This window comes from Plantibacter cousiniae (nom. nud.), from assembly GCF_977070315.1.
In genome coordinates, this window is sequence record NZ_CDRVEU010000015.1 from 85,381 (window position 1) to 109,278 (window position 23,898).

General features: G+C 54.8%; 18 protein-coding genes and 1 pseudogene. 2 read left to right on the forward strand and 17 right to left on the reverse strand.

Going from position 1 to position 23,898, the window contains the following annotated elements:
- Positions 1 to 5: 5 nt before the first annotated feature.
- From ACW55A_RS24555 to ACW55A_RS24590, 8 genes are all read right to left on the reverse strand, one after another.
- Positions 6 to 1,058, reverse strand: coding sequence for an alpha/beta hydrolase (locus ACW55A_RS24555; protein ID WP_499140653.1), 1,053 nt, complete (start codon positions 1,056 to 1,058; stop codon positions 6 to 8).
- A gap of 49 nt (positions 1,059 to 1,107) precedes the next feature.
- The gene (locus tag ACW55A_RS24560; RefSeq protein WP_499140654.1) at positions 1,108 to 2,052 is read right to left on the reverse strand and encodes an alpha/beta hydrolase; all 945 of its coding nucleotides are present in this window, start codon (positions 2,050 to 2,052) and stop codon (positions 1,108 to 1,110) included.
- 124 nt (positions 2,053 to 2,176) lie between these two features.
- Positions 2,177 to 2,881, reverse strand: coding sequence for a carboxymuconolactone decarboxylase family protein (locus ACW55A_RS24565; RefSeq protein ID WP_498811706.1), 705 nt, complete (start codon positions 2,879 to 2,881; stop codon positions 2,177 to 2,179).
- 300 nt (positions 2,882 to 3,181) lie between these two features.
- A complete protein-coding gene (locus ACW55A_RS24570; RefSeq protein ID WP_498811707.1) occupies positions 3,182 to 3,649 on the reverse strand; it encodes a (R)-mandelonitrile lyase in 468 nt (155 codons plus the stop codon).
- 59 nt (positions 3,650 to 3,708) lie between these two features.
- Positions 3,709 to 4,701 (reverse strand): aldo/keto reductase, encoded by a 993-nt coding sequence (locus ACW55A_RS24575; RefSeq protein ID WP_498811708.1) that lies wholly within the window; start codon positions 4,699 to 4,701, stop codon positions 3,709 to 3,711.
- 24 nt (positions 4,702 to 4,725) lie between these two features.
- Positions 4,726 to 5,316, reverse strand: coding sequence for a flavodoxin (locus tag ACW55A_RS24580; protein ID WP_498811709.1), 591 nt, complete (start codon positions 5,314 to 5,316; stop codon positions 4,726 to 4,728).
- A complete protein-coding gene (locus tag ACW55A_RS24585) occupies positions 5,313 to 6,302 on the reverse strand; it encodes an aldo/keto reductase (protein ID WP_498811710.1) in 990 nt (329 codons plus the stop codon). Before ACW55A_RS24585 ends, ACW55A_RS24580 begins: the two co-directional genes overlap by 4 nt.
- Before the next feature lie 264 nt (positions 6,303 to 6,566).
- On the reverse strand, positions 6,567 to 7,034 hold the full coding sequence (locus ACW55A_RS24590) for a helix-turn-helix domain-containing protein (RefSeq protein WP_498811711.1): 468 nt from the start codon (positions 7,032 to 7,034) through the stop codon (positions 6,567 to 6,569).
- 192 nt (positions 7,035 to 7,226) lie between these two features.
- On the opposite strand from ACW55A_RS24590, the gene ACW55A_RS24595 reads away from it, so the two are divergent.
- Positions 7,227 to 7,892 (forward strand): metallophosphoesterase, encoded by a 666-nt coding sequence (locus tag ACW55A_RS24595; RefSeq protein ID WP_498811712.1) that lies wholly within the window; start codon positions 7,227 to 7,229, stop codon positions 7,890 to 7,892.
- A gap of 266 nt (positions 7,893 to 8,158) precedes the next feature.
- On the opposite strand, the pseudogene ACW55A_RS24600 reads toward ACW55A_RS24595, so the two are convergent.
- The 9 genes and pseudogenes from ACW55A_RS24600 to rpsU form a co-directional block, all read right to left on the reverse strand.
- Positions 8,159 to 8,860, reverse strand: a pseudogene (locus ACW55A_RS24600) (helix-hairpin-helix domain-containing protein); the annotation flags it as partial.
- Positions 8,857 to 9,330, reverse strand: coding sequence for a hypothetical protein (locus ACW55A_RS24605; protein ID WP_498811713.1), 474 nt, complete (start codon positions 9,328 to 9,330; stop codon positions 8,857 to 8,859). The gene ACW55A_RS24605 and the pseudogene ACW55A_RS24600, both read right to left, overlap by 4 nt.
- Entirely contained in the window at positions 9,314 to 9,985 is a 672-nt protein-coding gene (locus ACW55A_RS24610; RefSeq protein ID WP_498811714.1) for a hypothetical protein, read from the reverse strand. Before ACW55A_RS24610 ends, ACW55A_RS24605 begins: the two co-directional genes overlap by 17 nt.
- Positions 9,982 to 13,218: a hypothetical protein gene (locus ACW55A_RS24615; protein ID WP_498811715.1), complete on the reverse strand. Its 3,237-nt coding sequence runs from the start codon at positions 13,216 to 13,218 to the stop codon at positions 9,982 to 9,984. The genes ACW55A_RS24610 and ACW55A_RS24615 overlap by 4 nt, the downstream gene beginning before the upstream one ends.
- Positions 13,211 to 14,626: a tyrosine-type recombinase/integrase gene (locus ACW55A_RS24620; RefSeq protein WP_498811716.1), complete on the reverse strand. Its 1,416-nt coding sequence runs from the start codon at positions 14,624 to 14,626 to the stop codon at positions 13,211 to 13,213. The genes ACW55A_RS24615 and ACW55A_RS24620 overlap by 8 nt, the downstream gene beginning before the upstream one ends.
- Before the next feature lie 707 nt (positions 14,627 to 15,333).
- Entirely contained in the window at positions 15,334 to 17,820 is a 2,487-nt protein-coding gene (locus ACW55A_RS24625) for a sensor domain-containing protein (RefSeq protein ID WP_498811717.1), read from the reverse strand.
- Between the two features lie 268 nt (positions 17,821 to 18,088).
- Positions 18,089 to 19,939, reverse strand: coding sequence for an RNA polymerase sigma factor RpoD (gene rpoD, locus ACW55A_RS24630; RefSeq protein WP_003411788.1), 1,851 nt, complete (start codon positions 19,937 to 19,939; stop codon positions 18,089 to 18,091).
- A 67-nt stretch (positions 19,940 to 20,006) separates the two neighbouring features.
- Positions 20,007 to 21,962: a DNA primase gene (gene dnaG, locus ACW55A_RS24635; RefSeq protein WP_003411786.1), complete on the reverse strand. Its 1,956-nt coding sequence runs from the start codon at positions 21,960 to 21,962 to the stop codon at positions 20,007 to 20,009.
- Positions 21,963 to 22,442: 480 nt separating this feature from the next.
- The gene (rpsU, locus tag ACW55A_RS24640) at positions 22,443 to 22,658 is read right to left on the reverse strand and encodes a 30S ribosomal protein S21 (protein WP_002551877.1); all 216 of its coding nucleotides are present in this window, start codon (positions 22,656 to 22,658) and stop codon (positions 22,443 to 22,445) included.
- A gap of 198 nt (positions 22,659 to 22,856) precedes the next feature.
- On the opposite strand from rpsU, the gene tsaD reads away from it, so the two are divergent.
- Complete coding sequence (tsaD, locus tag ACW55A_RS24645; protein WP_003372796.1) at positions 22,857 to 23,882, forward strand: tRNA (adenosine(37)-N6)-threonylcarbamoyltransferase complex transferase subunit TsaD; 1,026 nt, start codon at positions 22,857 to 22,859, stop codon at positions 23,880 to 23,882.
- Positions 23,883 to 23,898 lie beyond the last annotated feature (16 nt).

Below are 23,898 nucleotides of genomic sequence, written 5' to 3' on the forward strand. Positions count from 1 at the left end.
ACTCATTACAGGGTGCGAGCGTAAAACGCCGTCAGTTTCCCAATTGCGGCGTCGACATAGCGTGGCACCCAATAGGTTTCAATATGCGTGGCGCCGTCGAGGATGAACATTTCCTTGTCCTTGGTGCCAGTGGCTTTGGGGAACGCATCCTGGGTCATGTACAGGCTGTCGGCCTTGCTGCCGGCGATCATCAGCAACGGTTGGTCGATCAGTTCGATATGGTCGGTGGCGTCGAAACGCATCAGATCCAGCAGACTGCTGGTGGTGTATTTGAAGGTCGAGTTCGGGTGTGCATGGGTCTTCCAGTAGTATTCGTAGCCTTGGCGATACAGCTCGAAGGGCAGCTTGGCAATCTGTTCATCAGTAAGGTTGGCATCACCGGAATACAGAACCGCACCACCGGCTGCTTCTTGCGCACGTGCCGCCGACGCCTGCTGCAGACGTTGTTGAATGCTATCTTTTTGCGAGTCGTTATAGCCGTTGCGACGCACCAGGCCCGAGTTGAACATGCTCACTGTCGCTAGCGATTTGAAACGTTTGTCGGTTTGCGCCGCAGCTAATGAGTAACCGCCCCCACCACAAATACCAAGCAGGCCCAGGCGGTTGTCATCAACGCCTGCAAACTGGCTGATGAAATCGGCCATGCCGTGGATGTCTTCAATGCGATACGAGGGTTTATCGATGCTACGCGGTTGACCACCGCTGGCGCCCTGGTACGCCGCGTCGGCGGTTATGGTGATGTAGCCCTGTTCGGCCAGACGCTGGGCGTACAGACCTGCGACTTGTTCTTTCACACCGCCATTGGGGTGCGCGATGACCACGGTCGGGTAGGTCTTCTTCGCATCGTAATTGGCCGGGGTGTAAACGTTGGCGGCGATGGCTAGACCATTGAGCTTGTAGCTGACTGGGTGGATGTTGACCTTGCCCGGTTCGTTCTTGGTGATCGCGCCGTCATAGGCCAGCGTGAACGGGTTTTTTTTGTAGTCGGCGGCCAAGGCTTCACCGGCAGATAGACCGACCAATGCCGACATAAGCGTGGCTTTGAGAGTGTTTTTCACATGAAACTCCTGAGTAATCAAAAGGGAGGCAGTCGAAAGGAGCGGCTGATCAGTCCAGCTGTTTTTCTTTGAGGAATTGCGACACCAGATCAGCGATCTGCACGTTGTTCAAATCCGACATTGGGAAGTGGGTATTGCCGTTGATGCCTACCTCGGGCAAGTGGATCAGTCGTACATCGCCACCGTGCCGATTGACCGCGTCGCGCCATAGCCGGGCCATCTTCAGGCGAGCGCGCCAACTGTCCTGAGCAGGCAGATCAACGGCCTGCTCGGGGATGTTGTCGCCGTAAAGGATCAGAATCGGAATGCGCGTCAGTGCCATGAATTGTTCCATCGGCACAGCAGCGCCTTGCACCGTGTCAAATGCGCTGGGAATCGGCTCCGGTACTTCACCTTCAGCAAACACGAAGCTGCTTCCAGGCTCGAACGCCACAATGGCTTTGACCTTGTCGTTCTTGATCGCCGTCAACCAGCCCGGCCCGCCACCTTGCGAATGGGTGAACAAAATCCCCGGGCCGATTTTGTCGAACAGCGCCGCGACGCCATCAGAGACGACGCCCATGTCGAACGGCCCGGTGTTCGGCGTCATTGCCCGGAAAAACTGCTCGCGAGTCTGGGCATCCTGTGCCACTTGTACGCCGTTGAAGTAGTTCGGCCACAGGCCAATGCGGAACTGGTTGAACCACAGTTGTTCGTCCGGCGTCGGCTTGATTGTGGTCTCGACCATGCTGCGCCCGGCATCACCACGCCGTGGCTGATCGATCAGATAAACGCCGTAGTGGTGCCGCAGAAAAATGTTCTGAAAACCCTCGCGGCCATCGGCGGTGGTTTCCCAAGTTTTGGAGAACTGACCTGCGCCGTGCCACATGACGATGGGCAGTTTTCGCGCATCGACCGGGATTTGGTAGAAAGCGTAGGCGTGGTCACCGTGATAGGTCTGGCCGTCGGGCGTCATTGGTTTGCGCGGGTTGAACGTACCTGGTGCAGTCGTCATCGTTCCGCCAGCGGCGAAGCTGCCTTGTTTTTCAATTATCAGTGGGCCGGAACTATCGGGTTGGTTTGCGCAAGCTGCCAAAAGGCTAATGAGTGTGATACCCAACAATTTTTTAGCGGTCATTTCATTTCCTCAAAGCTGCGAGGGCTTGAGCCAGCGCTGTACCCGCACGCTCGGCGGTCTGGGCATCACCGTGCTTTTTCAATAAATCGGTCACTTGACGCAACTGCGCCTCGCTGAGTCCGACACGAAGGCTCGCCAGCATGTGCGAGCGCAGTTGCGATTCCACTCCCTGTGTTGCCGCCAGCGCTCCGACAGTCGCCAGTTCGCGGCTTTGCCAGTCGAGGTTGTCGCGCTCGAAGATGTCGCCGAACAGGTGGGATTGCAGGAACTGGTTGATCACTGGCGCGAATTCGAACACCGGGCCTTTGACCGGGGCACCGGAGATCTTGGTTTGATTCGCCGTACCCGCCGCCAACAACTCAGCCCCGACCGGAATCGCCCGGCTTGGTTCGCGTCCCGGCGCATCTGCAATGCCGCGTTGTTTGCGTGCCTGCACCACCGTCATCAGCTCGTTCAAGGCATTAAGGCTGCGTGGGAAACCGACGTAGGCGTAGAGCTGTACGAGAATTTCCCGAGCTTCGCTGACGCTCAGGCCCGCATCGAGTCCTTGGTTGAGGACTGCGTTGAGGCTAGGCATGTCGCTAGTCGCCATAAACGCGGCAATCAGGGGAATCGCTTGCTGTCGGGTCGACAGTGATTCTGAGCTGGCGGGTGAGATCGTCACGGTTTGCGATGCGTCGGCTGCTTGAGTGGTCACGCTGGACATCGCACCAGCGCTCAAACAGAGCATCAACAGTGTGGAGAGGGCAGTGGTCTTGCTTGCGTCACTGGTCATCATGAGGCTCTATCCATTGCGAGTCGTTGCGGTCGGTGTTGCTGGATCGTACGGAGGATGGTTAGGGCGATTAACCCCGATATTGCGCAAGGACTCCTGAACAGAACTCATGAGTGCTCGTTGCGATGATCGCCGAAACCTCGGCGCGACCTCGCTGGTGCGGGGCCTAGCGGTAGGATGACTGTTTGCGTCATGGGTGCCGGACAAGCAGCTTCGACACATTCCGTAACTTCATTTACCAGCGTATTGCGCCTCAGAGACCTGCTCCGCCCAGGTAACGGTCGTGCCGTCCTCGGCTTCAGCGATGGCGATGTGGGTCATGCCGTTGCTGGCCGTGGCGCCATGCCAGTGGCGGGTATTTGGCGGGATCCAGACAATGTCTCCCGGACGGATTTCTTGACGCGGGCCACCCTCTTGCTGCACGTAGCCGACACCAGCTGTGACTATCAGCGTTTGCCCGAGTGGATGGGTGTGCCACGCAGTTCGTGCGCCGGGTTCGAAGGTCACCGTGCCACCGCCGATGCGCGCTGGCAGTTCTCCCTTGAACAGGCCATCAACGCGTACCGCGCCGGTGAAAGTTTCCGCCGCGCCTTTAATAGAGGGCTGCGAGCCGTTTGAGGTAATGCGGATTTCGCTAGCGGCCTGGGACTCTGCAGTCATGAGTGAAAAAGCAATGAGTGGTGCGATCAATCGGTTCATTGGATCAACTCCGGTCAGGCAATGAAGCGGCTCCGCAAACGGAGCCGCGTTGGGCAGACTCAGAGTCCGGTCATCTGCAGCGCCGACTCCGGCAGGCGTTCACCGTGCACTTGAATCTGGGCCATCTGCTCGTTGATCACGCGCAGATCGTCACCCGTCAGTTGCAGTTCAACCGCGCCAAGATTCTCTTCCAGTCGATGTTGTTTGGTCGTTCCGGGGATCGGTACAATCCACGGTTTTTGCGCCAACAACCATGCGAGTGCTACTTGCGCCGGCGTGGCGCTTTTGCGTTGCGCGACGGCTTTCACTACATCGACCAACGCCAGGTTGGCCTTACGCGCCTCAGGAGAAAAACGGGGGACAAAATTGCGGAAGTCGCTGGCGTCAAACTGGGTGTTCTGATCGATCTGCCCCGTGAGGAAGCCTGCGCCAAGTGGACTGAACGGAACGAAGCCAATACCCAGTTCCTCCAGTGTGCCAAGGAGTCCCTGTTCCGGGCCACGCCAGAACAGCGAATATTCGCTTTGCACCGCTGTCACTGGCTGCACCGCATGTGCCCGGCGAATAGTTTGCACGCCCGCCTCGGACAGACCGAAATGCTTGACCTTTCCCTCGGCGATCAGATCCTTAACGGCGCCGGCCACTTCTTCAATCGGCACCTGCGGATCGACGCGGTGCTGATAAAACAGGTCGATGCAGTCAGTACGTAAACGTTTCAACGATGCCTCTGCCACAGCGCGTATGTGTTCCGGGCGGCTGTTGGTGCCGCCGCCACGTGCGCCAGTGATCAAGTCAATATCGAAGCCGAACTTTGTGGCGATCACCACTTTTTCGCGGATCGGCTGTAAGGCTTCACCCAGCAGCTCTTCATTGGCGAAAGGGCCATACGCCTCGGCGGTGTCGAATAGGGTGACGCCTTGCTCATAGGCCGAACGAATCAACTTGATCATGGTGGCTTTGTCGGCGGCAGGCCCGTAGGCCGAGGTCATGCTCATGCAGCCCAAGCCCAGTGCGGAAACTTCAAGGCCGTTGCCCAGCGTGCGGATTTTCATAATGTCACTCCGTAAAGAATTCTATTAACGCGTGATGGGGTGATCGCTCAGCCAACCGTTCACTCGTTCCATGGTCTTGCGCTCCTGCTCCCCCTCCATCACAAAGCCCTCAAGCACTTTTGCTTTCGGCGCATGTTTTAGGAAAACGCTGCGGCTGTTGCCCAAGCCATAACCGCCGTGGGTGTTGAAGGGGATGAGGATCTTGCCGGTCAGGTCGTGAGCACTCAGAAAAGCACGGATGATTGGCGGCGCAGTTTCACCCCAGATCGGAAAGCCGAGATAGATCGTGTCGTACTCGTTGAGGGCGCGAACCTTGCTTTGCAGCTCGGGTTCGAAGCCTTTGTCACGCTCCTGACGCGCCTGTTCCACGGTTTGCAGATAATCCTCAGGGTAGGCGTGGGCCGGGCGAATCTCGAAGAGGTCGGCACCAAGGCCGCGTTGAATCAGCCCGGCGACCACGCGTGTATTGCCAGAGCGAGAAAAGTACGCCACCAGAATTCGAGCGCCTGAACGCGGTGCTTCACTGGTGGTTTGCGTGTCAGCAAGCGACAGTAGCGGCGCGCTCGCAAGTGCGGCGATGACCGTACGCCGCAGCGGGTCGTGATCGTTGCTCATCGCCCGACGCGTTCCTTGAGTGATTCGGGATAACGCTCGCCTTCGATGCGGATCTGCGCCAGTGCAACATCAATCGCTTTGAGGTCGCCCGCATCGAGCGTGATGTCCGCGCCGCCGAGATTTTCTTCCAGGCGATGCAGCTTGGTCGTTCCCGGAATCGGCACAATCCATGGCGTCTGCGCCAGTAGCCAGGCCAGCGCGATCTGCGCTGGGGTGGCTTGTTTCTGCGCAGCGATCTGCCGGATCAACACCACCAGACCTTGGTTGGCTTGCAGCGCCGAGTGACTGAAACGCGGGACAATGCTGCGGAAATCGTCACTGCCGTAAGTGGCCTCCGCCGATACGGTGCCGGTGAGAAAACCCTTACCTAGCGGGCTGAACGGCACGAAGCCAATACCCAACTCCCAAAGCGTCGGCAAGATCTCCTTCTCGGGCTCACGCCACCACAACGAGTATTCGCTTTGCAGCGCTGTGACCTGTTGTACCGCATGGGCGCGGCGAATCGTTTGCGCACTAGCCTCCGACAGACCGAAGTGCTTGACCTTGCCTTCACCAATTAGATCTTTTACTACACCGGCGACGTCCTCGATGGGCACGTTTGGGTCAACCCGATGCTGATACAGCAAATCGATGTAATCGGTTTTTAATCGACGCAGCGAACCCTCAACGGCTAGTCGAATACGTTCGGGCCGGCTGTCCAAAGTCTGCTTTGTATTGTCGGCGCCGACGGCGAAGCCGAATTTTGTGGCGATCACGATCTGATCGCGAACTGGCGCGAGTGCTTCGCCGACAACTTGCTCATTGAGATAGGGGCCGTAGAACTCGGCGGTATCGAAGAACGTGACACCTAGATCGACTGCTGAGCGAATTAAGGAAATAGCTTTTTGGGTGTCCGTAGCGGGGCCGTAGCCATGGCTCAAGCCCATGCAGCCTAAACCTAAGGCTGACACTTCAAGTGAACTGGTTCCGAGCGTGCGTTTGTGCATTTCGATCTCCCGACATTTGCTGTTGAGAGAACAGTAAGCTAGCTCACGAACGTGGACTAGACGGGTAAATCGGCAAAGGTTAGTGAGGTGTGCTCATGAGTCTCGAATGGATGGGAAATACATAATGGGCTGACATCTTCATGGATGTGGCAGCTTGCCCTCTTTCGCCTGTTTAGGGCTTGACTGGCTTCGGGCGTCTCATCTCTTTGGGGTTTCGACGGTTGGCGGGCCACACGCTCTGTGGTTATGGCCGAACGAGGCACACTAAGAATTCCAATGACGCCGCACAGTTGTACGGGGGATTCCTAGCTCTCTCGCAGCTTCGGACTGGTTTTTGCCGTCGTTTTGGAGCCGATGAATTTCCGATATGACTTTTTCATTGCGGGGCTTCCCTCGTGATCGCTTGAGCAATACACCTTCTGCAATTTCTCTCCTCATCAGATCGAGCCCACCTGACGATCCAAACCTGTCCAAGCACGCCGTTGTCGACTCAATTACCGATTTGATCGATGTATTTTCTTGCAAGCTGACACAGAGGATCACAAACGCTGGCAGTTCGAATTCTAACGCCAGGGCAAGCTCTGCAAGCTTGTCCAGAGTCACACCAGCCTGGGCCCGCTCAAGCTCGCCAATCGTTCGGCGTGCAGTCGTATCGGATAGGCGAGCATATCCGCCACCCTGAAGCTGGCGGAGTGCTCTAAGGACTGCAGCGACCTCAAATTTTAGCGACATAGATGCCTAAAAAGTGAGGATAGAGCCATAGGTATGCCTGGCAGATAAACGCCGTATGTTGTAATTAACGGCCATAAGATCGTATGATGGCGAACGACCAGCGTGCCCGAATTCGCGTCAAAATCTGCGCTGCGGCGGGTGATGGATGCACAGCAAGTGAATTCAATTAAAGGGTAAATCGAGTCTGAGCACATGAAAGCACTCATCCTGTCCGACCTGCACATCGAGTTTGAGCCCTTCAAACCCTCGGTCGTAGACGTCGACCTAGTCATCCTCGCCGGTGATATTCATAAAGGGGTCAGAGGCGTTCAATGGGCAAACCAGACGTTCTCGGTGCCGGTGGTCTATGTGGCTGGCAACCATGAATTCTATTCCGGCCATATCGATTACACGTTAGAGAAAATGCGGGCAGCGTCAGACGACCATGTCCACGTGCTCGATCGAGAAACTTTTGTGTTCGAGGGATGCCGATTTCTAGGGGCGACATGTTGGGCTGATTTCACATCGACTGGGGACATAAGTTCTGCCATGGCGATGGCCCGAAGTTCGATGAACGATTTTAAAGCTATCAGAGCTGATACGGGTTATCGAAAGCTGCGACCAGACGACTTGGTTACCCGCAACCATCTGGCACGTAATTGGTTGTCTTCCCAGCTAGATGCACCCTTCGAAGGAAAAACGATCGTCATCAGCCACCACTGCCCGATCCCAGAGGTGGCTGGGGATAGCACTGTCGTCTTCCCGGTTCCTCCAAACCCGGTGAGCGTACTGATTCGGTTCGTAAGTGCCATCAGCACCGCATTTTTTTGCCCTGGCGTGAGCGAATGTCCAGAGGCCAGCTCCCGGCGCGAACAGTAGTCCTCAATCGCCTGAGCCAGCTCCTGGGGTGAGCCGTGGAGTAGTGACGTCGGTGCAGACGTTAGGCTCGCCACACGCTGCTCCAGTTGGCTCTCGACGAGGGCGGCACCCAGCGGCTGGATCAACGTTGCGCCATACAGTTTCTTTACGCATACCGCACGCCTGTCAAGAGCAGACGTTATTGCGAGGTCAACCAGCATAGGAGTGCGCAGCTTCAGAGCCAGCTGAGTTTTTAGGTCGTCAACCGGGCACGCGGTATGTCCTTGATCCAGGCGGACATAAAGCAGGTGCTCGACAAGCCCAACCAATCTCCGTGGATCATTGGGAGAAATACCCAGCTTGGATGCGGTGGCCTCCACAGTTTTCCACAGGTTCGGATGGACACCTTGAAAAGCTACCAAGCTATATGGGTTGCGCTTTAGCCTTTCCACTGTATCGGTCTGACAGACTCTCAGGATGCTTTTCGCAAGGCCTGGGTCGAAATGGTGTTCCATGAGGAATTCAATAGTTGAAATCTCGTTCTGCAGCGTCATCCAAGCGTCCACGATCTTCTGAGCTAGGTCGGGGTTGATCACCTCCGCTAAGGTGCCAACTCTTCCCTCAGTCAGGGTCTGGGCTAGATTTTCCGCTCCGAGTTTTCTGATCAGTCTCGTGACTTTTGCTTTGCCAAATGAAAGCCCACGGAACGCCGGATGCTTAACAAGCAAGCGCTCAACGTAAGCAGCCACTGGCAGGTTCACAATGTGACAGCTTTCAACCAGAACAAAGTTTCGGAATTGATCGCGACTTATGATCGAGCCATTGATTTTCCAGCATTCGCCTGGCTGTGGGACGCGAGTGATGACCTTGTAACTTGCCTTACATGTATAGACTTCGCTCTTGCCAAGAATGCGCCCTGAGAAAATGGCCCCGCCAAAGCTCCCCACTTTCACCGAGCTAACCTGAATGACACTGCACAGACTGCTCATAAGGTAAATGACCGCCCCGAATCTATCATCAATTCCTGCTGGCCACTTATTTCGGCCATATTCGTCCGAAGCAGGCGCACCTCAGCCGATAGACGTTCAACCTGTTCGCGAAGTAATTCGTTTTCCTTCAGCTTTTGCTCCAGTATGGCTCGCAAGCGGTTCGACTCTCGGTTTGTTGACTCTGCCATGTCCAAGAGAACAGGCTCGTGGTTCTTGGTCGCAAAAAACTCACTGCCAATTTTTCGAATATCTTTCGCAATGACTTGTTCTAAGGTATCGCCATTGAGGGAAAAGACCTTCTTGGCACTTTCGGAAAACCATTGTCGGCGATTGCCGCACTCATCAGCTATTTTGCTGAAGTTGATATCTCCGAACTGATTCAGAGGGAACTTCCTCCCAGCCTGTTCCAGGCGCATGACATACTCTCTGTAGCGCTCAAAGGGTGAGCGCTTCTCATCGCTGGTGGCCATGGTCTTTCTCTTTAGCATTCATCCAAAGTATGAAGGGATCGGCAAGCTCGGTTGGTACGAGCCCCTCAAGTGGCTCAAGGTCGTTAAACATACAGCTGATTTTTTTGGCTTTTATATCAACAGTGAACATTCCATCGCTGGCGTCAAGAACCAACTTTAGAGCTCTACATGTTTTGTCAAACTTTGACATGAAATCCTGATCGCGCTGCTGAATGTCAGGCAGTGGTACTGGTGAAGCACCATGAGCCCGAAGGGCTGATCGAAGAGCATCATTTTCCATTTTTAGCTTTTCGGTCTCAGCCTTGAGCTGGTCTGCCCGTTGAACAGCCAGCTTCCCGACAAGCTTGTCTTTCTTTGACTCCATGTTGCCAGTAGAATCCCAGTACCTGTAATAAATGGGCCCTAGAAGTGTCCAGTAATCGGAACTCTGGACTATCGTTCTGTAGCCGATCTTCTTTTCGTTAACAGGCAGGCCATTATTATAGAGCTCTGCGCAGAATATGGAGAAAGGTGTAACTCCATGGAAGGAAGTCTTTCCAGCGAACGCTTTCAACTTTGGGATAACTTCCTGCGTGATTCGGGTTATCCTGTAATCTCGCTGGCGATTTTGCAAGCCCGCAAAGCGGTTCTGGCCTGGTTTAGCTCCTTTGGTCATGAGTTGCCACCCCCGGAGCTCGAAATCAGCTTCAGTATCGAATTAGGACGTTCTAGGGCAAGCGGCTTGCTCATTGCTTCACTCAGGTTGTGGAGGGACAAGCCGAGCACCTCACAAGTTGATCGAATCAACCCCCTGAATTCATCAATCAACGTGAACCCTGTTGGGGCTTCTTGCAGCATTCGGTTAAAATCGCCGGTAAAAGCCAGAAGCCTGTTCCGCGCAACTATGATCTGTTGTTTCAACTGTGGTGTGAAGAACTCAGCGTGTGACTTGGCTTCCGCAGTCCTTGCGATCAAGTTGGAGAATGTATGCTCTTTCAGTTCCAGGCGCTCTAAGTGATCCGACACGATCTCAGGCTTTTCCACTAAGAAGCTAGAACGTGCCTTAATGTCTTCTAGCATTTGTTCAAGGCAATGAGCAGTAACGCTCCAAGATATTATCTCAGAAGCGAGGAACTTGCGACGATTGGCTTTTGGGAGCAGGCTTTGGGGTGACGCCCCATTCTTCCTGGCTTCAGCAATATGGGTTTCGAGCTCACGGCACTCATCCGTTAATGTGCGGACGAGGCCATGGATTCTGGGAAGGTGATCGACTGTCTTGATCGAATAGTAGCACCCACCACAAGGCATGAGAGAACCCGGTACGGCACCTAGGTCTTTGATGACATCTGGGGTGCACTGATTACCAAACGGACAAATATGAGTTGGCATGAATGCCAGCGACTCGATGGGCCGCTGCTTCGCTGCCTTGATTCCTGAAAGCACATCATCGTTGATTTCGCGGTCGAACGAGATTGCACCGAAATCTAACAAAGAATTCTCTTTGTCTCGGCGGAACGCCTGTTGTAGCTTGGATTCAGCGTCTTCAGCTTTGATCGAAGACATTGCCGGGCGATCAAAGTCCAATCCGTTTTTAATAGCCATCTTTTGATGATGGGCCAGTATCTTCAAATATGCAGGGTCGATCTTAGCGTAATATATAACATGCTGTTCGTTAGCATGGCCTGTGATAAACGCCCCTATTATATGAGGAGGTAATATTCTGATATACTCCGAGACCACTGATACTCGGCAGGAATGTGGGGTGTGCTCTATGAGTTTGCAGGCTTCAGCTTCGAGGTTGATTGCCGTTAAATAATCGGACGGATCCTCAATTGTCTCTAGATGTCTTAAGGCCTCCGGCATTGGGTTGGTGCTGTCGATCTCAAGCTGATATCTGCAAAATAGATCGAAAGAAAATATCAGTCTTTTAAAATACCTTGCATATGTTCCCGGAGTCGGTATACCGGGAATTTCGCCTCGTGGAAATATGGAGATGATCTTTCCAAAGACGCTGTTCTCATGGTAGTCATACCATACTTCCTCATTCATTGAGGGGTCGTTAAACCATTTAAGCATTTCGTTCTGGCGATCCAATACCGAGATCACGCTACTGGAAACAGTAGCATCCCATGGGCCGTTTACCTTGTCAGTATTGACATATAATTTGCAAATCGCCGGCAGGGGGCGTGAACGATCAATATGCTTGTCATATGCGCGCTTTTCAAGCCAGCGAATGTGTATGCTTCGTATACCCGTTTCAAGAGCGATGATGTTGTGGCGAATATAGATAAGTTGAGGGTAGAAAATCCATTTGCGTAGCCTTTCTTTGGCATGTTCGATGATAGGGACTGTGAACCTGGGGATGAGGTTTAGTGCCTCATATTTCATTGGGCGGTTGTTTTCAGACTTTGGTTTCGTTGAGTCGAATGAAGGATTTCGATAAAACACAACTGGCACGTATCCAAACTTATCTGTTTGGATAACTTTGTGTGCTTCATTCCAGTTCTTAGCGCTGGTGTTTGTTCTGTACTGTTTGTCGTATAGATTTATCTGTTCGTCATGAACCAGGTTTGCTAGATGTGTCGAAAATGATTCAATGGCGTAGCAATATTGCAAGAGGAATGGGAAGTGTTCAGATTTGAACGCTGGCTTATTAGAGCTTGCGCTTCTACGTACTCTCGGGTAGTCGATATCGGAAATGGGATTGATGAAGCTAGTGATCCTTGCATCCGATTTTGAATTCACGGTCAGATAGTCAAAAAAGGCCTCAATTTGATACAGTATGCTTTGGACAGATGTGTCCCCTCGACCCCTCCGTAAGAAACTTAGAAACCCCTCGAACCCATCGCCTTCCATATGCTGACGATTAAGCTCTCTTGGAAGAGGAGGTGTTTTGCCAGTTGTCCCAGGGTATTCACTAAAAAGATACGTATTAAGTATGGTGATGCTTTTTTCATAATTTCGGTATGATTTCATGCCGCGAGCTTTTTGTAACGCAATGAATTTGTTCTGATATTCTATCCATACGTCAATGCTCTCCCTGTGTTCATCTGGAGAGGCGAATTCGCCGGATATTAAAGACCTTTTGGTCGCATTGCTGTCATTTCTAACATGGACAGCGACCGAGCTGCATCTTTCAGGATAAAGTTTTTGAATGTATCCCCAAAATGCAGCAGGCGCTATCGGGTACTGAAACCAATCGGCCGTGCCTTTTCGTGTAGAAATAGCATGGTCGACAAAAGCAGAAATTTCATCGGGGTTAATATCCTCAATTCGATGCCAGTCTGTGCACCGAATCATGCGCCACGCATACCATTCAAAATTTGTCAGGGCGCTTGGCTTCATTACCGTGGTGATGTCTCGAACGTCGGGGTAGGAGACATGTGGAACAAATGGCTTGCAGACAAGAGCCAAAACCTCCGTATACGTGGAGGCTGCAAACTCAAAACCTTTCCTACATGTCCCAGGATGAGCGGTGGTTGGTTTGGCCATGTTGGCCGGTAGAAGAATAGCCTTGTCCTGCCAGAGGAAGTGCAAGATCAACAGGCAATCTTTCCCTAGCCTTTGCAGGGATGACTTGTTGAGCCAGTTATGTGCACTTGCTGATACAACTTTTTTGGCAATATCAATACAGGGTGTTTTTATCGTGCATGTGTGTATGTTTCGCACCCATGCCTCATCGTGGGTTGGAGAGTTTTCAGTATTTAGGTGGTCATCAAACAGGCGCACAATCGATGCGTTATAGTATTCGTTCTTTGCTCCGCTTGAGATTTTGCTGGTAGAGATGTAGTTCGTGTTGAAAAGCTCTTTGCAGACACATGCCTTGGATTTTGCGATAGCATCATTAATCGATCGCTCCAAATCTTCACCAGACTTGACGAAAAGTATTTCTTTGGTGAGATTAATCATGCTTGGCTCCCTCGATCCTATCGATCTCCTCTCGTAATACCTCAAGCTGTCGAATATGGAACTCTTGACGAATTGTCATAAAAGACTCTTCGCCCCGCTGGGTTACATATTGATTAGCGTGTTGCAAATAAGCCTCGATGATATCGGTATCATGCTTTGCGTATTTCATCGTCGAAGTAATACTAGAGTGTCCCATCAGAATTTTGACGTAGGTAATAGGAAGGCCGGGAATGCTTTGACCTGGAACGGGCATATAGTTTAGGGTATAGGTTCCATACATATGCCTTAGTGAGTGTGGGCTGATACCCAACGTGTCCTGCAGTCCTGCTTTTATGGCGTACTGCTTGAACGTCTTGTCCCGATTGCTTCTGTCACTAGTGAATAAAGGTCGCCCGTCAGTGTTTTGAAAGACGAAGTCGTGGTTCACGCTGGAGTTGTACTCCAGGGTTAAATACTTCTCAAGGTTTTCCCAAAATACTTTAGCGAAAGGCTCAATCATGAAAGTGACCTCGGTGTCGCGGCCTTTCCATGAAAGAAGTTCGTATTCGTCCTCCGTGATTCCTACTGTCTTCCTAGCGAAAGGGTCACGAAGAAACACAGCGAATTCGTCACTGTTGATGTCAGGTATCCTCAACTGTAGCGCCTCGCTTGTGCGAGCTCCGGTTGCGGCCAGTAAAGAGTAAAGCGTCATGTCCCGATGGAAGGTCTTTGATCGTCGAGGCTTAGCTTGTCTGATCAAGTGGACGGCTCGTTCAATCGGATAAGCGATTGTTTTGAAGGGCTGTTTGTCGTTCTTTCTGTCTCTGCGTGCAGCCTGAGGAAAAAGCTTATCTTTCCTGCGTTTGGGCAGAATTGAGTTGAGCGAGTCGCGAATGACGGCGGCTAGCCAAGAGTTAGCTTTATGAGCCGACAACTCGTATTGGCTCCGATATTCGGCGTAGCCTGAATAAAACGGACTGAACAGTTTATCGGGAGTGATCTGGTTTCTGGCTTCTGACACTTGGAGAAACCAGCGGATAGACGACTCTATAGTCTGTGAAAGCGAGCTATGGCCTGTGACCCTTTTCTTCTCAAGGCTAACAGCAAGGACACTGGCTATGGGGTTCGTGGCGCCCGTGCCGAACAACAGAAAAGCTTGGTAGCTGTAGACGATGGTTTGAATCGTGACGTCGACATCTGGCGGGAATTCAGTCTTCGAAGCCTCGTACACGTAGTCGATAAACCGACCCACGTGTTCGGCATAGAGCTTCTGCGTGTTGTAGGCATAACCCCTACCTGACAGCCAGGCGGCGTAATGCGTAAAGGGTTGGAACTCCTTCGCGCTGTCCGGGATGCCGGGATCGAGATGAAGCAGGAGGTACCTCGCATTGCTCGTACGAGGCGCGTCAACCAGGATGAAGTTCTTCATTCGACCGTATTCCAAATACCACACCTTTTTTAGCATTGGGTGTAGCAGTTGAAGTGTCAACAGAAATTTTCGAAGGAGGCATAGTTTCGAGGGACGTAGCCTTCCAGTTGCCATTTAGAGGAAGGCCCATTGGTCGATCAACACGCATCTAAGCGGGGAGGGATTGAGTAGTCTTGGGGATGGCTCGCTGCTGCTAGTGTTTGCTCGAAGCAGCAATGAAAAAGCCAGACCTCTTGGTCTGGCTTTAGGAATGGTGGGCCCCCCCGGAGTCGAACCGGGCACCAACGGATTATGCGTACCACTTCAGCTTTCGCTGCCCCTTTCGGGTTTGTGGTCTGGACTGTCTCTTGCCTTTACGGCTCGCCCGTACAGTCTCTACACCTTCCTCTCGCGAGGCTTGGCTCGGGATTACCACGCTGACGCAGAGGCTTCCCCGAATTTGAGCGATTCTACCAAAGAGCAGAGCTAACTTACCCAAAGGCAACCCATTTGCTCATCGCCGTGCCCTGTGAAGGGGGTAGGCTTTGAGCCGTTAAGTCCGCTGCTCTAACCAACATGAGCTAGAGGCCCTAAAACGTCGCATAAATTTATCAAAAACCGGTTCCAAATACCACACCGAGACGCGTACCTCATAAGAACCGTGGACCAAAGGATTATGAGTCCTCTGCTCTAACCAACTGAGCTATGGGCCCTCAGTAGGTCGCGGATTATAACGGCGGTTTCGCGGCTGTGCTATCCGAAAAGTCCGAAAGATTCATAAGAAGAAATCGCTCGCGGAATTCTTCGGCGTCGAGGGGCAGGCTGACAATGTAGCCCTGGATCTGTTCGCAGCCTTCGCTGGTCAGAAATTGCTGCTGTTCGCTGTTCTCCACGCCCTCGGCGATCACGGTCAGTTGCAGGCTGCGCCCCAGGGCAATGATGGCGCGGACGATGGCGGCGTCGTGGGTGTCTTCCGGCAGGCCGCGGACGAAGGACTGGTCGATCTTGAGGATATCCAGTGGCAGGCGTTTGAGGTAGCTCAGTGAGGAGTAGCCGGTGCCGAAGTCGTCGATCGCCAGTTGCACGCCGAGTGTTTTCAATTGGTGCAGCACGGCCAGCGCTTCCTGGGTCTGGCTCATGATGAAGTTTTCGGTGATTTCCAGTTGCAGGCAGCCGGGTTCGAGGCCGTTGTCCGTGAGCAGTTGTTCGATGCGTTCGAGCAGGTTGGTCTGGCGCAGTTGCGCGCCTGCCAGGTTCACCGACAACGGGCCGAACGGCTGACAGGTCTTGCGCCATACGCCCATCTGGCGGCAGGCCTGCTCCAGCACCCAACCGCCGATCTGCAGGATCATGCCGTTTTCTTCCGCCAAGGGAATGAAGTGCTCGGGCGGCACATCGCCCAAGGTCGGGTGGTTCCAGCGGATCAGGGCTTCTGCGCCTGCCAGTGTGTGGGTCGTCAGGTTGATTTTGGGCTGGTAGGCCAACGTCAGTTGATTGCGCTCCAGGGCTCTTCTCAGCTCCTGCTCGAGGGCGATGCGCTCGCTGGCCTGGTCACTGAGGTCGCAGGTATAGCTTTCGACCCGGTTGCGGCCTTTTGCCTTGGAGCGGTACATCGCCGCGTCGGCATTTTTGACCAGCGTGGCTACGCCTGAGCCGTCGGTGGGGAACACGCAGCTGCCGATGCTGGGGCTGATGTAGAGCTCATGTTCGCCAGCCTCGAAGGGCGTGTTGAAGCAGGCCAGTAATTTATTGGCGATGGCTTGTGCGTCGCTGGCTTGCAGCAGGCCGGGCAGTAGAACGATGAATTCGTCGCCGCCCAGGCGTGCGACGGTGTCGATGTCGCGCAGGGTTTCCTTGAGCCGGTGTGCGATGCCTTTCAGCAACAGGTCGCCGACCGGGTGGCCCAGGCTGTCATTGATGTGCTTGAAGCGATCCAGATCGAGAAAAAGGACTGCGCCGAGGCTGCCGGATTCTTCGCTGTGCAGCAGAGCGGCCTGAAGCCGGTTCTCGAACAGTGTTCGGTTGGGCAGGCCAGTGAGCGGATCATGATGGGCCTGATAGTCGAGGCGCGCCTGGGCATGTTTGAGGCTGGAAATGTCGGCGAAGACGGCGACGAAGTGGGTCAGGAGGTTGTCCTTGTTGCGCACGGCACTGATGGTCAGCCAGCTCGGGTAAAGCTCGCCGTTCTTGCGGCGGTTGCTGATTTCACCCTGCCAGTGGCCCTCGGCCGCCAGTTGGTGCCACATCGCGGCGTAGAACGCGCTGTCGTGTTGGCCAGAGGCAAGCAGGCGAGGGGTTTTGCCGATGGCTTCACTTTCGCTGTAGCCAGTGATTTCCGTGAATGCACGGTTGACGGCGCTGATGGTCTGGTCGGTATTGGTGATGAGCACTCCTTCGGCAGTGCTCTCGAAAACGGTGGCCGCCAGATGGAGTTTCTCCTGCATTTGCCTGCTTTCGGTGATGTCCCGGGTAGTCGTCAGCAGACAGTCTTCACCGGCAATGATGACGGGTTGAGATGACAGCTCGCACAGTCGAACATCGCCATTGCTGTTACGAATCCGGACCCGCAGATCCCTGACAAAACCATGTTGTTTCATTTGCTCGATGAGTCTTGAGCGTTCGCTGAGGTCAACCCAGATGCCCAGGTCGAATGTCGAGTGGTCAAGGCAGTACTTTTCGCTATACCCGGTCAAGCGGCAGAACCCTTCGTTGACCTCCAGCAGCATGCCGTCCTGCTGCCGGGTAATCGCCATCCCGTCAGGCGAGGCATGAAAGGCTTTGGCGAACTTCTCTTCGGAAAGCTGCAATTGTTGCCGGGCCTGTTTGAGCTGGGTGATGTCACGCACTATCACCAGCACGGCAGGTATCGGGCTATGCTCGAACGGTTGGGCGGACATGAGCCCTGAAAAGGTTTCGCCGTTTTTGCGCCGAAAGGGTATCTCCAGATTATGGATATCGCCGGTCTGCAATTGCAGCAAGACTTTTGGGCCGATGCCTGGCACTGCCCACAGATTCAGTTCTGTCGGTGTCTTGCCAATTACTTCATCAAGGGGGATGCCGGTTCGCTCTACGAACGCCTCGTTGGCATCCATGATGTGCCCGTCAGCAAGGCTGACGATAAGCATGGCATCCGGGCATTGAGCGAAGATCGAGGCGAATTTTCCTTCGGACAGGCATGACGCTTCCCGGTCACTTTTGTTGATTACTCCACGCATATGCGGCTTACGTCCGTGTCTGACTATCGCTGATGATGGTGTGGCGTAACCCTGTAACTTCAATGATCCAAGGCTTGATTTGAAGAGCGCTGTTGTCTGGTGTGATACATAGTTGTAGGTCAATTTGTCAGGCGCTGCAATTAGACTGACGTCTGACCTCTTCTTGTTTTGGTCAATTGACGACTGGGCCTGCAAAGTTTGAATTTTCTTCTGCCCGGAAACGCAAAACCCCCGGCATGCCGGGGGTCTTGTTGACTCGCTGGTGCGATTACTCGTCGAGGAACGAGCGCAGGTGCTCGCTTCTTGTCGGGTGACGCAGCTTGCGCAGTGCCTTGGCTTCGATCTGACGAATCCGCTCGCGGGTTACGTCGAACTGCTTACCAACCTCTTCAAGGGTGTGGTCGGTATTCATATCGATGCCGAAACGCATGCGCAGAACCTTGGCTTCACGGGCAGTAAGCCCCGACAGCACTTCGCGTGTCGCTTCTTTCAGGCTTTCGACAGTGGCGACATCGATTGGCGACTGCATGGTCGAGTCTTCGATGAAGTCACCCAGGTGCGAATCTTCGTCGTCACCGATCGGGGTTTCCATGGAGATCGGCTCTTTCGCGATCTTCAATACCTTGCGGATTTTATCCTCAGGCATTTCCATGCGTTCGCCCAGCTCTTCCGGGGTCGGTTCGCGACCCATTTCCTGCAACATCTGCCGGGAAATACGGTTGAGCTTGTTGATCGTCTCGATCATGTGCACCGGAATACGAATGGTGCGTGCCTGGTCGGCAATCGAGCGAGTGATCGCCTGACGGATCCACCAGGTGGCATAGGTCGAGAACTTGTAGCCACGACGGTATTCGAACTTGTCCACAGCCTTCATCAAGCCGATGTTGCCTTCCTGGATCAGATCGAGGAATTGCAGGCCACGGTTGGTGTACTTCTTGGCGATGGAGATCACCAGACGCAGGTTCGCTTCAACCATCTCTTTCTTCGCGCGGCGGGCCTTGGCCTCACCGATCGACATGCGACGGTTGATGTCCTTGATCTCGGCGATTTTCAGGCCGGTCTCTTCTTCCAGTGCGGACAGCTTCTGCTGGCAACGCTGGATGTCAGGCTGCAGGCGACCGATGGCTTCGGCGTATTTGCTCTTGCCCTTGGCCAGTGCGTCAGTCCAGCTTTCGTCAACTTCGTTGCCCGGGAACTGGCGCAGGAAGTCGGCGCGCGGCATACGTGCATCACGTACACACAGCTGCATGATGGCACGTTCCTGGGCACGAAGACGCTCAAGGGCACCGCGTACACGCTCTACCAGACCTTCAAACTGTTTTGGAACCAGCTTGATCGGCATGAACAGTTCGGCCAGTGCAACCATTTCGGCAATGGCGTGCTTGTCGTCGCGACCAAATTTCTTCAGGGCCTTGCGGGTGATTTCCATTTGATCGGAAACCGCACCGAAGCGCTGCTGGGCGATGACCGGATCAGGACCGCTCTCGACTTCGTCTTCTTCGTCGCTGGCGTCTGCCGACTCTTCCTCGTCGTCATCGGCACCTTCGGCCTTGACGGCCTTGGGGTCGACAGGCGGCGGGACTTCGGCAGGCGGCGCAATGCCGTCGTCCGGGTCGATATAGCCACTCAGAACATCGGAAAGGCGACCGCCTTCACTGGTGACGCGTGTGTATTCGGAGAGAATGTGGTCAACCGTGCCTGGGAAGTGCGCGATTGCGCCCATCACTTCACGGATGCCTTCTTCGATACGTTTGGCGATTTCGATTTCGCCTTCACGGGTCAGAAGTTCAACGGTGCCCATTTCCCGCATGTACATACGAACAGGGTCGGTGGTACGACCGATGTCGGTTTCGACCGCTGCCAACGCTGCAGCCGCTTCTTCTGCGGCTGCCTCGTCGGTATCGGCGTCGGCCAGCATCAAGGCGTCCGCATCCGGAGCACTCTCGTGTACCGGGATCCCCATGTCGTTGATCATGCGGATGATGTCTTCCACCTGCTCGGGATCTGAAATATCCTCGGGCAAGTGGTCGTTGACCTCTGCGTAAGTCAGATACTTCTGCTCACGACCCAGGGTGATCAACTCTTTGATACGAGATTGCTGTTGCGCTTTTCCGGACATAACACCCTATCCACTGAAGGTCTTGGCGGGCAAAAAACAAGCCGAGGATTATACCCGAGCTATGACCTCACGCGCCAGTTGAGGTCGGGGTTTGTGCGGGAACATTGCGATTTAGCAGTTCCCTAAGCTGAATTTTCTCTTCTGCGCTCAGCTCGGTCTGCCGAGCCTTGCTGATCAGATGTTCCAGACTGCGCTCGCGTTGGCGAGCGGATAAGCTAGTTATAGTGTCGAAAAACTGTTGTTCAAGGTTGTCGGCCTCAATCAGCCATTCCTTTTCTGCCAGTGCGCGCAGCAAACGGCCCTGCTCAGTCCCGTGCCATCGCGCTATCAACTGTAACGACCGAAGGTTCGGATTCTTTTGCCTGGCCTCGATAAGAGCGACCAGCAGTTGTGCGTTGGATTGGTCTTCTGCAGCGAAATGGCTGGCATTTTCGACCTTTTCCGCCAATTCGGGGTGATGCAGCAAGGTTCTCAGTGCGGCCTGCATGGGCGGTTCGACGGCGGTGGGTACACGCGGCGTTCGAGGTTCGAAGTCCTGGCGCTTGCCTTTTTTGCCCCAGGATTTGTTGTCCCATTTTTTTTGATTCGGACCGCCGGTTTTCTTCTGCGTCCATTCCTGTTGAGGCTCGTAACCGCCTTGTGGCTGGTAATCGGCAAAATCAGGCATGGCGTCGTAGTCGACATACGGGTCGTAACTCGGTGGCGCCTCTGCCGGCGCGCTCTGCACCAGCTGGCTGACGGCCTCGCCGGTCAGCCCGGTAATTTCGGTCAGGCGCTGACGCATCAGAATACGCAGGTTCGCGCCGGGCACCTTGTCGATCAATGGCGCCGCGAGGGTGGCCATGTGCGCCTTGCCCTCCAGCGAGCGCGGGTCGGACTCTTTGGTCAGTTGCTCGAAAAAATAATCGGCCAGCGGCTGCGCGTGCTGATTGATACGTGCCTTGAACGCATCTGTGCCCTCGGAGCGCACCAGCGTGTCCGGGTCTTCGCCCTCGGGAAGAAACAGAAAGCGCGCCCGGCGTCCGTCCTGCAGGTTCGACAGGGTGGCTTCCAGCGCACGCCATGCGGCGTTACGCCCGGCCTGATCGCCGTCGAAGCAGAACAGCACGTTGGGCACGACCCTGAACAGGCGCTTCAAGTGCTCTTCGCTGGTCGCAGTACCCAGTGTGGCCACGGCATTGCGCAAGCCTTGCTGGGCCAGGGCGATGACGTCCATGTAGCCTTCGACGACGATGATTTCATCGAGGTTGCGATTGAATTTGCGCGCCTCGAACAGCCCGTACAGCTCCTGGCCCTTGTGGAAAACCGGTGTTTCCGGGGAGTTCAGGTACTTGGGTTTGTCATCACCCAGTACGCGGCCGCCAAAGGCAATGACACGCCCGCGTGAATCGCGAATCGGAAACATCACCCGGTCGCGGAAGCGGTCGTAGCGTTTGCCGGTTTCGGCGTTCTCGATCAGCAGGCCGGCATCGATCATCACCTTTTGCTGCAATGAGTCGCTGCTCAGGTGCTTGTACAGGTTGTCCCAGCCGGGAGGGGCGAAGCCCAGGCCAAAGTCCCTGGCGATTTCGCCGGACAGCCCGCGGCCCTTGAGGTAATCCACCGCAGCCTTGCGTGACGGGTGGCTTTTCAGGGCCTGACGGTAGAACTCGGCTGCGGCGGTCAGCAGCGGGTAGAGCGGGGAATCGGTCGGTTGCCGGGGCTTCTGGCCTTTTACGCTCTGTTCGCGAGGCACTTCCATGCCGGCGGCCTTGGCCAGGTCCTCGACGGCCTGGGGGAAGTCCAGGTTGTCGTGGTCCATGATGAAGCCGAGCGCGTTGCCACCTGCGCCGCAACCGAAACAGTAATAGAACTGTTTGTCCGGGCTGACGCTGAAAGACGGTGTTTTCTCTTTGTGGAACGGACAGCACGCGGTGTAATTCTTCCCGGCTTTCTTGAGCTGCACGCGCGAGCTGACAACATCGACTATATCGGTGCGGTTCAGAAGGTCGTCGATAAAGCTCTGGGGAATCAGCCCGGCCATGGCGTTCTCATCATTCAAGCGTGGTGCAAAAGTATCGGATGACTCTACGAGCGTTCCGTCAGCCTGTCAGCCGTCTTTTTGAAGACGTTGGCAATAAACGGGCACGTCTTTGTATTCGAAGGACGGTGTTGGCCTGAAAGGGATAAAGCTTGATCCCGCGAGTGGATCAGAAAGGCCGCAAGCTTCGTTGTCCACGAGAAGTGGTCAGAGCCTGAAGGCACGGAAGACGCTGCCTTGGCTGAGCTTCTTGCGAAGTCATCAAGGCATACTCGTCTGGTCATCGGTCGATGTGCTGCCCGAGTGGGCATGACCGATGTAGCCTTTGAACAGGCTGGACGTGCTTGACTGACATATCCGAGTCGCATCGGCGGCCTGGACAGGATCAATCAATAAAGCGAACGCAAAACAGCGAAGCTGTAACTGCCGACAGCCCGGCTGGTTGGCCGGGCAAGGCAGAAGCTTGCGACGAAGGTCTGTAAATTAATACAGACGAACGGCGCGGCGCTGTTCGCGCTGGACTTTCTTGGCGTGGCGTTTGACAGCAGCTGCTGCCTTGCGCTTACGCTCCGAAGTCGGCTTCTCGTAAAATTCGCGGCTACGAACTTCAGCCAGAACACCGGCTTTTTCGCAGGAGCGCTTGAAACGACGCAGAGCTACGTCGAAGGGTTCGTTCTCTTTAACTTTGACGGCTGGCATCCAGAGCTACCTTCATTCATTACCGGGGTCAACGCTCAGTGCAAACACTGCACAAAAGTACGTCGGTTTTTAAGGGTTGCGGATGTTAACCCCTCATTGAGAGGAATGCAAAGCCTCTGATCGAAAACCGCTGGTCGGCACCTCGGTCGGCGACTATTATGGGCGCCTTCAAATCTGCCCCCTACAAGGCGCAACCCCATGCTAGTACTGGGATTAGAAACCTCCTGCGACGAAACCGGCGTCGCATTGTACGACAGCGAACGCGGTTTGCTTGCGGACGCATTATTCAGCCAGATCGACCTGCATCGTGCCTATGGCGGTGTGGTGCCGGAGCTGGCTTCACGCGATCACGTCAAGCGCATGCTGCCCCTGATTCGCCAGACACTGGCCGAGGCGGACTGCGTGGCCACGGATATCGATGCCATTGCCTACACGGCCGGCCCTGGGTTGGTCGGCGCCTTGCTGGTCGGCGCTTCGTGCGCTCAGGCGCTGGCATTCGCCTGGGATATCCCGGCGCTGGGCGTGCATCACATGGAAGGTCATCTGCTGGCGCCGATGCTGGAAGAAAATCCGCCACAGTTCCCGTTCGTCGCCTTGCTGGTGTCCGGCGGTCATACGCAGCTGGTGCGCGTCGACGGCATCGGTCAGTACGAGCTGCTGGGCGAGACCCTGGATGATGCCGCAGGCGAGGCCTTCGACAAGACCGCGAAGATGATGGGCATGCAGTACCCCGGCGGCCCGGAGATTTCAAAGGCGGCCATGCAGGGCGTGGCAGGGCGCTTTGTCTTCCCTCGGCCGATGACTGATCGGCCCGGGCTGGAATTCAGCTTCAGCGGCCTGAAAACCTCAGCGCTCAATACCTGGCAGCAATGCCGGAACGCTGGAGACGACAGTGAGCAAACCCGCTGCGACATCGCTCTGGCCTTCCAGCAGGCGGTAGTGGAGACTTTGACCATCAAGTGCAAGCGCGCGCTCAAGCAGACCGGCCTCAAGAGCCTGGTGATTGCCGGTGGCGTGAGCGCCAACAAGGCACTGCGCGCCTCGCTGGAAAGCATGCTTGGCGACTTGCGCGGGCATGTCTATTACGCACGGCCCGAGTTTTGTACCGATAACGGCGCCATGATTGCGTTTGCCGGTTGTCAGCGTTTGCAGGCCGGACAGAAGGAAGATTTGAGCATCAGCGTGCAGGCGCGCTGGCCCATGGAGCAGTTGTCGGGGCTGTGACGGCAGGCGAGGCGGG